The sequence below is a fragment of the Sphingobium ummariense RL-3 genome, assembly GCF_000447205.1.
Classification (GTDB): Bacteria; Pseudomonadota; Alphaproteobacteria; order Sphingomonadales; family Sphingomonadaceae; genus Sphingobium; species Sphingobium ummariense.
Genome location: NZ_AUWY01000071.1, coordinates 117,483 through 129,928, shown reverse-complemented (window position 1 = coordinate 129,928; position 12,446 = coordinate 117,483). Strand labels below are relative to the sequence as shown.

The 12,446-nt window shown below is 64.7% G+C and carries 11 protein-coding genes; 10 read left to right on the top strand and 1 reads right to left on the bottom strand.

Features of this window, described 5'->3' with window-relative positions:
* Nucleotides 1-161 precede the first annotated feature (161 nt).
* The 7 genes from M529_RS34320 to M529_RS34290 all read left to right on the top strand — a co-directional run bounded on the left by M529_RS34320 (nt 162) and on the right by M529_RS34290 (nt 7,288).
* Nucleotides 162-716: a F0F1 ATP synthase subunit delta gene (locus tag M529_RS34320; RefSeq protein ID WP_021317767.1), complete on the top strand. Its 555-nt coding sequence runs from the start codon at nt 162-164 to the stop codon at nt 714-716.
* 40 nt (nt 717-756) lie between these two features.
* Nucleotides 757-2,286 (top strand): F0F1 ATP synthase subunit alpha, encoded by a 1,530-nt coding sequence (gene atpA, locus M529_RS34315; RefSeq protein ID WP_021317766.1) that lies wholly within the window; start codon nt 757-759, stop codon nt 2,284-2,286.
* Between the two features lie 68 nt (nt 2,287-2,354).
* Nucleotides 2,355-2,981, top strand: coding sequence for a LysE family translocator (locus M529_RS34310; RefSeq protein WP_021317765.1), 627 nt, complete (start codon nt 2,355-2,357; stop codon nt 2,979-2,981).
* Between the two features lie 3 nt (nt 2,982-2,984).
* Nucleotides 2,985-3,869 (top strand): F0F1 ATP synthase subunit gamma, encoded by an 885-nt coding sequence (locus M529_RS34305; RefSeq protein WP_021317764.1) that lies wholly within the window; start codon nt 2,985-2,987, stop codon nt 3,867-3,869.
* Nucleotides 3,870-3,890: 21 nt separating this feature from the next.
* A complete protein-coding gene (gene atpD, locus M529_RS34300; protein ID WP_021317763.1) occupies nt 3,891-5,336 on the top strand; it encodes a F0F1 ATP synthase subunit beta in 1,446 nt (481 codons plus the stop codon).
* A gap of 50 nt (nt 5,337-5,386) precedes the next feature.
* Nucleotides 5,387-5,641 carry an ATP synthase F1 subunit epsilon gene (locus M529_RS34295; protein WP_021317762.1) on the top strand — a complete coding sequence of 85 codons (255 nt, stop codon included), beginning with the start codon at nt 5,387-5,389 and terminating at the stop codon, nt 5,639-5,641.
* Between the two features lie 105 nt (nt 5,642-5,746).
* On the top strand, nt 5,747-7,288 hold the full coding sequence (locus M529_RS34290) for a hypothetical protein (protein ID WP_236617677.1): 1,542 nt from the start codon (nt 5,747-5,749) through the stop codon (nt 7,286-7,288).
* Here the strand turns inward: M529_RS34290 and M529_RS34285 are convergent.
* On the bottom strand, nt 7,285-8,262 hold the full coding sequence (locus tag M529_RS34285; protein WP_021317760.1) for a glycosyltransferase family 2 protein: 978 nt from the start codon (nt 8,260-8,262) through the stop codon (nt 7,285-7,287). The two genes, M529_RS34290 and M529_RS34285, sit on opposite strands and share 4 nt — an antisense overlap.
* Nucleotides 8,263-8,378: 116 nt before the next feature.
* Here M529_RS34285 and M529_RS34280 point away from each other — a divergent pair, with 116 nt between their 5' ends.
* From M529_RS34280 to M529_RS34270, 3 genes are all read left to right on the top strand, one after another.
* Entirely contained in the window at nt 8,379-9,935 is a 1,557-nt protein-coding gene (locus M529_RS34280; RefSeq protein WP_021317759.1) for a glycosyltransferase family protein, read from the top strand.
* The gene (locus M529_RS34275) at nt 9,932-11,461 is read left to right on the top strand and encodes a CpaF family protein (protein ID WP_021317758.1); all 1,530 of its coding nucleotides are present in this window, start codon (nt 9,932-9,934) and stop codon (nt 11,459-11,461) included. The genes M529_RS34280 and M529_RS34275 overlap by 4 nt, the downstream gene beginning before the upstream one ends.
* A 115-nt stretch (nt 11,462-11,576) precedes the next feature.
* On the top strand, nt 11,577-12,386 hold the full coding sequence (locus M529_RS34270) for a class I SAM-dependent methyltransferase (RefSeq protein WP_021317757.1): 810 nt from the start codon (nt 11,577-11,579) through the stop codon (nt 12,384-12,386).
* The last annotated feature ends 60 nt before the right edge of the window (nt 12,387-12,446 follow it).

Here is a 12,446-nt window from a genome sequence, read left to right as displayed (position 1 = left end):
GCGTTTCCCGCCTGCGACGGAATCGTGTCACATGGCTTGCATAGTCATAATGGCGCTGCTAACCGGCCCGACGACAGGGGCTCGGGACGGGATCAGACCGCGCCCTCTTTTTGCATGACCGGCGTCACAGGCGCCGCAAGTCAACGGAGGACCATAAGCGCGTGGAGACTAGCGGCGGTATTCAGGCCAGCCTCAGCGGCCGCTATGCGGTGGCGCTGTTCGATCTGGCTCGCGACACACAGTCGCTCGACACCGTGGTGGAGAGCCTGCGCGCGCTGAAAGCCGCGCTGGCCGAATCGCCCGATTTCAAAGGCCTGATTAACAGCCCGGTGCTCAGCAGGGACGCAGCGGGCAAGACGATCGCCGCCGTCGCATCCGCCATGGGCATCGACGCGCTCACCACCAAATTCCTGGGTGTGCTGGCGCAGAACCGCCGCCTGTCCCAGCTGCCGGCGGTCGTCCGCGCCTATGAAACATTGCTGTCGAATCACAAGGGCGAGGCACGCGCCGAAGTGACCAGCGCCCACCCGCTCGACGATACGCAGGTCGCCGCCTTGGCCAAAAGTCTAAGGGCGCGTGTCGGCCGCGACGTGGCAGTCGATGCAAAGGTCGATCCCGCGATCCTCGGCGGACTGGTCGTGAAGATCGGCAGCCAGATGATCGACAGCTCCATTCGTACCCGACTGAACTCCCTCGCCCATGCTATGAAGGGCTGAAAGCCCCACAAGGCTTCATGAAAGGCTGAAAGCTAGACACATGGACATCAACGCCGCAGAAATTTCCAAGGTCATCAAGGACCAGATCGCCAATTTCGGCACCGAAGCGCAGGTGAGCGAAGTCGGCACCGTGCTGACCGTGGGTGACGGCATCGCCCGCGTCCATGGCCTCGACAATGTCCAGGCAGGCGAAATGGTCGAGTTCGCCAACGGCGTGCAAGGCATGGCCCTCAACCTCGAAGCCGATAATGTCGGCGTCGTCATCTTCGGCTCCGACGCCGAGATCAAGGAAGGCGACACCGTCAAGCGTACCGGCACGATCGTGGACGTTCCGGTCGGCAAGGGCCTGCTCGGCCGCGTGGTCGATGGCCTTGGCAACCCGATCGATGGCAAGGGCCCGATCGCCTACACCGAACGCAAGCGCGTTGAAGTCAAGGCGCCGGGCATCATCCCCCGCAAGTCGGTGCACGAACCCGTGCAGACCGGCCTCAAGGCGATCGACGCCCTCGTTCCCGTCGGCCGCGGCCAGCGCGAGCTGATCATCGGTGACCGCCAGACCGGCAAGACCGCCGTCGCGATCGACACCTTCATCAACCAGAAGGGCATCAACGCGGGCGACGACGAGAGCAAGAAGCTCTACTGCATTTACGTCGCGATCGGCCAGAAGCGCTCGACCGTTGCGCAGATCGTGAAGCAGCTCGAAGAAAATGGCGCGATGGAATATTCCATCGTCGTCGCCGCGACCGCTTCGGAGCCCGCGCCCCTCCAGTATCTGGCGCCCTATACCGGCGTCACCATGGGTGAGTTCTTCCGCGACAACGGCATGCATGCGGTGATCGTCTATGACGACCTGTCCAAGCAGGCCGTCGCCTATCGCCAGATGTCGCTGCTGCTGCGCCGCCCTCCGGGCCGCGAAGCCTATCCCGGCGACGTTTTCTACCTGCACAGCCGCCTGCTGGAGCGCGCTGCGAAGATGAACGACGCCAACGGTGCGGGGTCGCTGACGGCGCTGCCGATCATCGAGACGCAGGCGGGCGACGTGTCGGCCTACATCCCGACCAACGTGATCTCGATCACCGACGGCCAGATCTTCCTCGAAACCAACCTCTTCTACCAGGGCATCCGTCCGGCCATCAACGTCGGCCTGTCGGTGTCGCGCGTCGGCTCCGCCGCGCAGACCAAGGCGATGAAGAAGGTTTCGGGCTCGATCAAGCTGGAGCTGGCCCAGTATCGCGAAATGGCGGCCTTCGCCCAGTTCGGTTCGGACCTCGACGCCTCGACCCAGAAGCTGCTGAACCGCGGCGCGCGCCTGACGGAGCTGCTGAAGCAGGCCCAGTTCTCGCCCCTGCCTTTCGAGGAGCAGACCGCGTCGATCTTCGCGGGCACCAACGGCTATCTGGATGGCATCCCGGTCAAGGACGTGACGCGCTATGAAGAGCTGATGCTCGCCTATCTGCGCCACGACCATCCCGAGGTGCTCGCTGCCATCCGCGACAGCAAGGACCTGGGCGACGACGCCAAGGGCAAGCTGAAGGCCGCGCTCGACGCGTTCGGCAAGACCTTCGCCTAAGCACGCAACATCCGTCACCCCTGCGGAAGCCGGGGTGACGGCTAAAGGAAGAGACCCGCAAGGTCACGATGCTCACCGCTGAATCCCTCCTGGCCTGGACGATCATGTCGATCGGCCTGGTGCTGCTGCCGGGACCGGACACCCTGCTGGTGGCCGGCCACGCGGCGCGCCGTGGGCTGAGGGCGGGGATGGCGGCGATCGGCGGCATCCAGCTGGGCGGCCTGTTCTACATGGCGTTGTGCGGCTTCGGCTTCCTTTCGGTGTTGAACGCGGTGCCCGGTCTGTTCATGGCGGTGAAGATCGCCGGCGCGATCTACCTCGCCTGGCTCGGCCTGCAGATGATCCGGGGTGCGATCAAGCCCGCCCCCGCTTCGGAAGCGCCGAAGATGCGGCTGGGCGGATCGCCATTCGCCCAGGGTTTCGTCAGCACCGTGCTGAACCCGAAGGTCGCGATCTTCTTCCTCGCCGCGCTGCCGCAGTTCGTCGGCACCGGCCCGGATGCGCCCTGGCAGGGCATGCTGCTGATCGCGATCGTCTATGGCCTCGGCTTCCTGTGGTGCACCCTGCTCGCGCTGCTCGCCACCAAGGCGGGCCGCCGGGTCGGGCAAAGCAGCGCGATGCGCTGGTTCGAAGGCGCCATGGGCGTCGGTTTCTTTGGTCTCGCGGGCCGTCTGGCCCTTGCTCGGAACGTATAATCTATGCCTAGCCTCAAGGAACTGAAGCTCCGCATCGGGTCAGTCAAGTCGACCCAGAAGATCACCAAGGCGAAGCAGATGGTCGCCGCTGCAAAGCTGCGCAAGGCGCAGGCCGCTGCGGAAGCCGCCCGCCCCTATTCGAGCCGCCTGGAGGCGGTCGTCGCTTCGCTCGCATCAAAGATCGCGGGCGGATCGGGTGAAGGCGCCTCCCCGCTGCTGGCCGGCACGGGCAAGGATGACGTCCACCTGCTGGTCGTCGCCAACTCCGATCGCGGCCTTGCCGGCGCGTTCAACGCGAATATCGTCAAGGCTGCCATCGCCAAGGCGCGCGCGCTGGAGGATGACGGCAAGAAGGTGCGTTTCTATCTGATCGGCCGCAAGGGCCGGCCGGTCATCAACCGCACCTTCCCCGGCCAGATCGTCGGCAATTACGACACGGCGGGCGTCAAGGAACCGGGTTTCGCCCAGGCTCAGGCGATCGCGCAGGAGCTGAGCACCATGTTCCTGGGGGGCAAGTTCGACGTCGCGCACCTCTTCTACTCGCGTTTCAAGTCGGCGCTCGCGCAGATTCCGACCGAGCAGCAGATCATCCCGGTCAAGATCCCGGCGGACGCCGACCGCAACGCCCTCGGCGCGACGGTGGAATATGAGCCGAGCGAGGAAGCGATCCTGGACGACCTGCTGCCGCGCAACGTGACGGTGCAGATCTTCAAGGCATTGCTGGAGAATAACGCGTCCGAACAGGGCGCGTCGATGACCGCGATGGACAATGCGACCCGCAATGCGGGTGACCTCATCAACAAGCTGACCATCCAGTACAACCGCAGCCGCCAGGCCGCGATTACCACTGAACTCGTCGAAATCATCTCGGGCGCCGAAGCCCTTTAAGTGCAGGCAAGGACAACAGTCATGGCAACCACCAACAATGTAGGCCGCATTTCGCAGGTCATCGGCGCCGTCGTCGACGTGACCTTCCCCGATGCGCTCCCGGCGATCCTTTCGGCGCTGGAAACCAGCAACAACGGCCAGCGCCTGGTGCTGGAAGTCGCCCAGCATCTGGGCGAGAACACCGTCCGCACCATCGCGATGGACTCGACCGACGGTCTGACCCGCGGGCAGGAAGTGACCGACACCGGCGCGCAGATCAGCGTCCCCGTCGGCCCGGCGACTCTCGGCCGCATCCTCAATGTCGTCGGCGAGCCGATCGACGAGCGCGGCCCGGTCGCGACCGAGCTCAAGTCGCCGATCCACGCCAAAGCCCCTGAGTTCGTCGACCAGTCGACGGACGCCTCGATCCTCGTCACCGGCATCAAGGTCATCGACCTGCTCGCCCCTTATGCGAAGGGCGGCAAGATCGGCCTGTTCGGCGGCGCGGGCGTCGGCAAGACCGTGCTCATCCAGGAACTCATCAACAACATCGCGAAGGGCCATGGCGGCACCTCGGTCTTTGCGGGCGTGGGTGAGCGGACCCGCGAGGGCAACGACCTTTATCACGAATTTCTCGACGCGGGCGTCATCGCCAAGGACGCGGACGGCAACGCGATCAGCGAAGGATCGAAGGTCGCGCTGGTCTATGGCCAGATGAACGAGCCCCCCGGCGCCCGCGCCCGCGTCGCCCTGTCGGGCCTGACCATCGCCGAATATTTCCGCGACGTCGAAAATCAGGACGTGCTGTTCTTCGTCGACAACATCTTCCGCTTCACCCAGGCGGGCGCGGAAGTGTCGGCGCTGCTCGGCCGCATCCCTTCGGCCGTGGGCTATCAGCCGACCCTGTCGACCGACATGGGCGCGCTGCAGGAGCGCATCACCTCGACCAACAAGGGGTCGATCACCTCGGTGCAGGCCGTGTACGTCCCCGCGGACGACCTGACCGACCCGGCGCCGGCCACCAGCTTCGCGCACCTTGACGCCACGACCGTGCTTAACCGCGCGATTTCGGAACTGGGCATCTACCCGGCGGTCGATCCGCTCGACTCCACCAGCCGCGTGCTGGAGCCGCGCACCGTGGGCCAGGAGCACTACGACACGGCCCGCGCAGTCCAGTCGATCCTGCAGAAGTACAAGTCGCTTCAGGACATCATCGCCATTCTGGGCATGGACGAGCTGTCCGAAGAGGACAAGCTGACCGTCGCCCGCGCGCGCAAGATCCAGAAGTTCCTGTCGCAGCCCTTCCACGTCGCCGAAGTCTTCACGGGCATCAGCGGCAAGTTCGTCCAAATCGAAGACACCGTCCGCTCGTTCAAGGCAGTGGTCGAGGGCGAATATGACCATCTGCCCGAGAATGCCTTCTACATGGTCGGCGGCATCGACGAAGCCATCGAGAAGGCGAAGAAGCTGGCCGCTGAAGCCGCATAAGACGACACTCTCCCCTCCCCGCCCGAGCGGGGAGGGACAAGGAAGCGAACATGGCACTGCATTTCGAACTCGTGACCCCGGAAAAACTCGTCCGCTCGGAAGAGGTGTGGCAGGTCGTGGTGCCCGGCACCGACGGCGATTTCGGCGTGCTGGAAGGCCATGCGCCCTTCATGTCGACGGTGCGGGACGGCACGATCCAAATTTTTGCCAGCGCGGGTGCGTCGCCTGAATCCATCCCGGTACAGGGCGGCTTTGCCGAGGTGAACGAGAAGGGCCTGACGGTTCTCGCCGAAAAGGCGGGATAAGGCCGTGATGCCCGTCCGCGCGGCAACCGACGGCGGGGCACAAATTCTGATTACGATGGGGGGCGCTCCTTGCGCCCCCTTTTCATATCGGGCCATCCTCTCGTGATGCTGAGCCCCTCCCATACCCCAGCCGACACAGGCATGCTGCGTGGCGGCGAGCGTTCCCCGTCGGCCGGGCCGCTCTCGCTCACCATGCCGGCGGGCTGGCTCATAGCGGCTCTGGTTGCCTGGCTGAGCCTCGACCAGCTTTTGCTGTGGCGTTTCCTCGACGTCATGCCGCTTTGGGCCTATGCGCTGGGCGGCCTGGTGGTCGGGGGACTTTGCGCGGGTATCGTCCTGAGCATGCGGGGCGTGCAAGGCCCGTCGGCGGGTGCGCTGCTGCTGTGCCTTGGCCTGGCCCTGCTGCTGCTGGTGCTGGGGGGCGAGGGACGTTTCTTCTACGCCAATGTCGACTGGCAGGTGCGCTATGCCGTGATGCGCGACATCAGCGTGCAACCCTGGCCGTTCGTCTATACGGCGCGCGGCGCTCCCGACGTGTTGCGCGCGCCGATCGGCATGTTCCTGCTGCCTGGAGCCGCCGCAAAGGCCTGGGGCTTGCGGGCCGCGGATATCGCCCTGCTGCTCCAAAACAGCCTGATGCTTACGGCGCTGCTCGGCCTGGGCTCGACATTGTTCGAAACCCGCAGAGCGAAGCTCGTCGCGCTGGCCATCGTCATCGGCTTCAGCGGCTTGGATGCGCTGGGCCGCATCCTGTTTCGCGGAGGCCTCTCAGATCATATCGAGAACTGGGCCTATCTCCAGTATAGTTCCACCATCACCCTTGCCTTCTGGGTTCCGCAGCATGCCATGGCGGGGTGGATCGGCGCGCTCGGCTATCTGCTGTGGCGCAGCGGCAAGATGCCGATCGGGGCGTGGCTCGCGCTGCTACCGCTGACCGCGCTCTGGTCGCCCCTTGGCCTGATGGGCGCCATGCCGTTCGCCGCGCTCGCGGGCGTGCGGGTCATCGTCACGCGGGCGATGCGCCTGCCAGACATCGCCCTGCCCGCAGCCGCGACGCTGCTCTCCATTCCGGGATTGCTCTACCTCGGCGCGGCGCCGGAGGCGGTAGGCGCCCGCTTCAAGCCGCTGCTGCCGCTGCAATGGGGCGCATTCGAGTTGCTGGAAGTGCTGGTCTATGTCGTACCGGTGGCGTTCGTTGCGCGGCGGGGTCGCTTCGGCCGCGACACGCTTGCGCTGCTGACGACCTGGCTGTTGCTGATCCCCTTCGTGCAAGTGGGCTGGTCGACCGATTTCATGATGCGCGGATCAGTCACGGCCCTGACCATTCTGGCTGTCATGGTGGCGGACTCCGTACTTCGCGAGCAGCGCCTCCGCCTGTTCCTCTTCTCCGTCCTGTTGATCGGATCGGTCACGGGTATCCAGGAGGTACGTCGCGCCCTTTCCCATCCACCCGCGCCGCAGGTACAGTGCAGCTTCTTCAAGGCATGGGATCAGAGCTTCTGGTTCACGCCCAAGGGATCCTATCTGGCGCCATTGGCGGAGATGCCCGCGCTGGTGCGTCCCCAGAACCCCTATCGCGCCAACGCGAAGGAACCCGCCCGCTGCTGGGACGGGCATTGGTATCATCCCAACGAGATCGTGACCTAGGCGCGGAGCCGTTCCACCGCCGGTGCGGGTTCGGCTCCCGGCGTTTCGGCCACGATATAGAGCGGCCTCTGCCGCACCTCGCGCGCCACGCGGCCGAGATATTCGCCGATGATGCCGAGGCTGAGCAGGTTGAGGCCGCCGAGCATCAACACCGCGACCATGATCGAGGCATAGCCCGGCACATCGATTCCGGTGACCAGCGTGCGCACCACCAGAAATCCGGCATAGGCCATCGCAACAAGTGCGACCACGCCGCCGACATAGGACCAGATGCGCAGCGGCATGGTGGTCGATGCGGTGATGCCGTCGATCGCGAGCGACCAGAGCTTGCCCCAAGGCCATTTGCTCGCGCCCGCGCCGCGTGCAGCGCGGACATAGTCCACCGTAGCGACCCGGAAGCCGATCCACGAGAACAGCCCCTTGTTGAAGCGGGCCTGTTCCCCCAGTTGACGGAGCACATCGACGGCCTGCCGGTCGAGCAGGCGGAAGTCGCCGACATTCTCGGGAATCGGATAGTCCGAGAGGCGATTGAGGATGCGGTAGAAGCCGCGCGCGCTCCAGCGCTTGAACCAGCCATCGCTCGATCGGTCGGCGCGGCGGGCATTCACCACCTGCGCGCCGGCGAGCCAGTGCCGCACCATCTCCACGATCACCTCGGGCGGATCCTGAAGGTCGACGTCGATCGGGATCACGGCATCCCCGGCAGCATGGTCGATCCCGGCGGCGAGCGCCGCTTCCTTGCCGAAATTGCGCGACAGCCGGATATGGCGCACGTCGCCGTTGAGCCGCGACAGGATGCCGAGGATATCGGGCGTGCGGTCGCTGCTGCCGTCGTCGACGAACAGATATTCCACCGTGGCGCCATTTCCCATCAACGCAAGGGCGCGCGCCACGGCGGGACGGGCGGCTTCCAGGAACGGCGATATGCTGTCCTGCTCGTTATAGACGGGAATGACGATGGACAGTGTCCGCATGCGGCCCCGCATCCTTGCGATAAGTCTTTGTCCGCTATCGTCCGAAATGGTTAATGCCGGGTAAGCGCCCGTGCCTCGCTCATGCTTCATTTACCATCTTCGTGCATGCGGGGCGCATGGTCCGGCGCGCATTTCCCATCCTCATTCTGGTGCTGGTCGGCGTTGCTGCGCTGTTCCCAAGTTTCCTGTGGGGGCCGGGCGCAACGCATTCCCATCAGTACAACTATATGTGGACGGCGCATTTCGGCGAACAGATGGCAGCAGGGCATCTGTACGAGCGCTGGCTGCCACGCAGCTTCGAGGGGCTGGGAAGCCCGACATTCTATTTCTATCCGCCTCTCGCCTACTGGATCACCGGCGGGATCCATGCGCTAGGGGTCTCCATATTTCAGTCCATCAATCTTGGCGGATTGCTGCTGGTTCTGGGATCGGGGCTCAGCATGCACGCATGGCTCGCGGAACGCGGCACCCGCCCTTTGACGGGCGCCATCCTCTACATGCTCGCGCCCTATCACCTCTATGATTTCTATGTACGGGGGGCGCTCGCGGAAATGACCGCGTTCCTGTGGTTGCCGCTCATCGCTCTTGCCATTTCGTGGCTTCCACGGCGACGCGGGATGCTGCTGCTCGCCGCCAGCTACGCAGGACTGCTGATCGGGCATCTGCCGCTCGCGCTGCTGACCGGCCTGTTCCTCATGGCCCCGCTGGTCGTGGCCAAGATATGGAGAGATCGCTCCTCGCTGCCGCCCGCCATATTGGGGAGCGCGCTCGCTGTCCTCCTCGCCGCCTTCTACCTGCTGCCGGCAATGACGCTGCAGGACGAGGTATCGACCGCGATGCTCTGGGGAACGGATTATCGTGCGAGCGAGTGGTCGATCTGGACGAGCAGCTTCGAGCTGTTTCCCTGCCTCGCGCTCGCGCTGATCCTGCTGGCCTGGCCGGCCCAGTCAATCTGGACCGGAATTGCCGTCGTCACGGCGCTAGCGTCGGTAGGGCTCATCCCTTTCCTGTGGCACATATCTGTGCTGGACAAGGTGCAGTTTCCCTGGCGCGCCTTCTGCATCGTCGAGTTCGCGGCGGTGACGGCGCTGATGCAATACCGGCCTCGCCCGCTGATACTTGCAGCGACGGGCGTGCTTCTGCTCTTTCCCTATGCCTTCGGTGGGCTTCTCGGCGCCGCCTTTCTCCGCAAGCCCGTCGACTATGCGCTGATCGAACGGATCGAACCGGATGCTCCCGAATATCTGCCTGCAGGATTCGATCTATCGCGGATTCGCGAGAACGACCACTGGACTGACGTTTCGCGCTGGCGAGACCTGCCGCGTGGGGATCACGTTCGCGTCCAGCGGGACGGCCCGGTCGTGCTGGGCCGGTCGGCCTTTCCGATCTGGCGGGTTATGCGCGACGGCGAGCCCGTGCCTTCGGACGGCCCGCTGATGCATTTCGACGCGCGGCCGGGCGTATATCATATCGAGCGCGTCACGATCTGGCAGGAGCGCTGGGGCGCCGCGATCAGCCTGGCCGGCTTGATGTTCCTGATGCTGTCGCTCGTCCTTCCCCGCGCCATTAGCCTTTTGTCAAAGTTTCCAGCCTATTCACCTTTACCAGCCTTATCTGACCGGCCCTATTCGGGTGGGCTGGGCCGGTCGCGAGCTTCTGGCGGAGAGTTATGAGCGCATTTGGACGGAAGAATGGACCCGCTGGCATCAAGCCCGGTTTCGGGGTTGCCCGGCCGATGCATGGTGGCGGCACCCCGCGTGAGGAAGCGCGCGGCGGCGACCAGTTCCCTCCGCTCGACATCGCCGCCTTGCCGGGCGAGACGCCGTTCGACCCGCTTGCCGCGCCGACCGGCCAGATGCAGCGCAACGCCGACGCGATGCAGCGCCTGTCCGAGCGCGCCAACCAGGAACATCTTCCCGATGCCGGCCCGCAGGGCTTCGAAGCGTCGGTGCACAAGATCAAGGAGCAGGTGCTGCCCCGCCTGCTGGAGCGTGTCGATCCGGAAGCGGCTGCTACACTGACCAAGGATGAGTTGGCCGAGGAGTTCCGCCCTATCATCATGGAGGTGCTCGCCGAGCTCAAGCTGACGCTGAACCGCCGCGAACAGTTCGCGCTGGAGAAGGTGCTGGTAGACGAGTTGCTTGGTCTCGGGCCGCTCGAGGAACTGCTGTCGGACCCGGACGTCAGCGACATCATGGTGAACGGGCCGGAGCAGACCTATATCGAAAAGAAGGGCAAGCTCCAGATCGCGCCGATCAAGTTCCGTGACGAGGAGCATCTGTTCCAGATTGCACAGCGCATCGTGAACAAGGTCGGTCGCCGCGTCGACCAGACAACGCCGCTGGCCGACGCCCGCCTGCCCGACGGTTCCCGCGTCAACGTGATCGTGCCGCCGCTCTCGCTGCGCGGCACGGCCATCTCGATCCGTAAATTCTCCGCCAAGCCGATCACCATAGACATGCTGGCCCAGTGGGGGGCGATGTCGCCGAAGATGGCGACCGCGCTGAAAATCGCGGGCGCCTGCCGCTTCAATATCGTCATTTCGGGCGGCACCGGCTCGGGCAAGACGACGATGCTCAATGCTCTGTCCAAGATGATCGACCCTGGCGAGCGCGTACTGACGATCGAGGACGCGGCGGAACTTCGTTTGCAGCAGCCCCACTGGCTGCCGCTGGAAACCCGGCCGCCCAATCTGGAAGGCCAGGGCGCGATCACCATCGGCGATCTCGTCAAGAACGCCCTGCGTATGCGTCCCGACCGCATTATCCTGGGTGAAATTCGCGGCGCGGAGTGCTTTGACCTGCTCGCCGCGATGAACACAGGCCATGACGGGTCGATGTGCACGCTCCACAGCAACTCGCCCCGCGAGTGCCTGGGCCGTATGGAAAACATGATCCTGATGGGCGACATCAAGATCCCGAAGGAAGCGATTTCCAAGCAGATCGCCGATTCGGTCGATCTGATCGTCCAGGTGAAGCGCCTGCGCGATGGGTCCCGCCGCGTCACCAACATCACCGAGGTCATCGGCATGGAGGGCGAGGTCATCGTCACCCAGGAACTGTTCAAGTTCGAATATCACGACGAAGACGACAGCGGCAGGATCGTCGGCGAATACCGTTCCATGGGTTTGCGCCCGTATACGCTGGATAAGGCCCGCCAGTTCGGCTTCGACCAGCCTTTCCTGGAGGCTTGCCTCTAGGACGCCTCGAGCATTGTGACGAAATATTGCTGGCGGTTCCGCACCGCCAGCCCCCTTGCCTCACGCGCGCAGGAACGGCACATCTGGCATTCTCACAAAAGAGAGGATTCCCCCGATGAACCGCCTCGTCCTCCCCGCGCTCGCGCTTTCCGTCCTGGCCCTTCCCATCCTGCCGCTTGCCGCCCAGCATGCGGGCCATGCTGGGCATCAGGCAGGCGACCCCCTCGCCGCCGCGGTCGCCGCCCCGACGCGGACGCCGGCCAATGTCGCGCGGGACAAATATCGCCATCCTGTCGAGACGCTCAAATTCTTCGGCGTGGCGCCCGGCCAGACGGTGGTGGAATATAGCCCCGCCGGCGGCTGGTACACCGAGATCCTGGCGCCGCTGCTGAAGGGTAACGGCACTTTCTATGCCGCGCAGGCCCCCGGGCGGGGCTTCGACGGCCTGAAGGCAAAGCTGGACAGCGACCCGGCCACTTACGGCGACGTCAAGCTGGTGCCGTGGACCCTGCGCCTGACCTCGATCCCCGCCGGCAGCGTTGATACCCTCGTCACCTTCCGTAACGTCCACAATATGGTGATGGGCGGGACCGAGGCAGCGACCTTCAAGGCTTTCTTCGACGTGCTGAAGCCAGGCGGCACGCTGGGCGTGGTCGACCATCGCCTGCCGGAGGGCCGCGACAGCGCGCTTGAGAAGTCGAGTGGCTATCTGAAAGTCTCGACCATCCGCCGCATCGCCGAGACTGCCGGCTTCCAATATGTCGGCGCGTCGGAGGTGAATGCCAATCCCAAAGATACGGCAGACTGGGAAAAGGGCGTCTGGACGCTTCCGCCTACGCTGCGCAACGGCGAAGTGGACAAGGACAAGTATCTCGCCATTGGCGAGAGCGACCGCATGACGCTGAAGTTCCGCAAGCCGAACTGAGCGGACGCGCCGCGCAAAACGGGCCATTTTCGGCAATCCGGCCGGTTGCCAAGCGCGGCG

Coding starts and splice junctions, on each gene's coding strand:
- atpA (WP_021317766.1), top strand. CDS start 757: ATGGACATCAACGCCGCAGAAATTTCCAAGGTCATCAAGGACCAGATC.
- M529_RS34310 (WP_021317765.1), top strand. CDS start 2,355: ATGCTCACCGCTGAATCCCTCCTGGCCTGGACGATCATGTCGATCGGC.
- M529_RS34305 (WP_021317764.1), top strand. CDS start 2,985: ATGCCTAGCCTCAAGGAACTGAAGCTCCGCATCGGGTCAGTCAAGTCG.
- atpD (WP_021317763.1), top strand. CDS start 3,891: ATGGCAACCACCAACAATGTAGGCCGCATTTCGCAGGTCATCGGCGCC.
- M529_RS34295 (WP_021317762.1), top strand. CDS start 5,387: ATGGCACTGCATTTCGAACTCGTGACCCCGGAAAAACTCGTCCGCTCG.
- M529_RS34290 (WP_236617677.1), top strand. CDS start 5,747: ATGCTGAGCCCCTCCCATACCCCAGCCGACACAGGCATGCTGCGTGGC.
- M529_RS34285 (WP_021317760.1), bottom strand. CDS start 8,262: ATGCGGACACTGTCCATCGTCATTCCCGTCTATAACGAGCAGGACAGC.
- M529_RS34280 (WP_021317759.1), top strand. CDS start 8,379: ATGGTCCGGCGCGCATTTCCCATCCTCATTCTGGTGCTGGTCGGCGTT.
- M529_RS34275 (WP_021317758.1), top strand. CDS start 9,932: ATGAGCGCATTTGGACGGAAGAATGGACCCGCTGGCATCAAGCCCGGT.
- M529_RS34270 (WP_021317757.1), top strand. CDS start 11,577: ATGAACCGCCTCGTCCTCCCCGCGCTCGCGCTTTCCGTCCTGGCCCTT.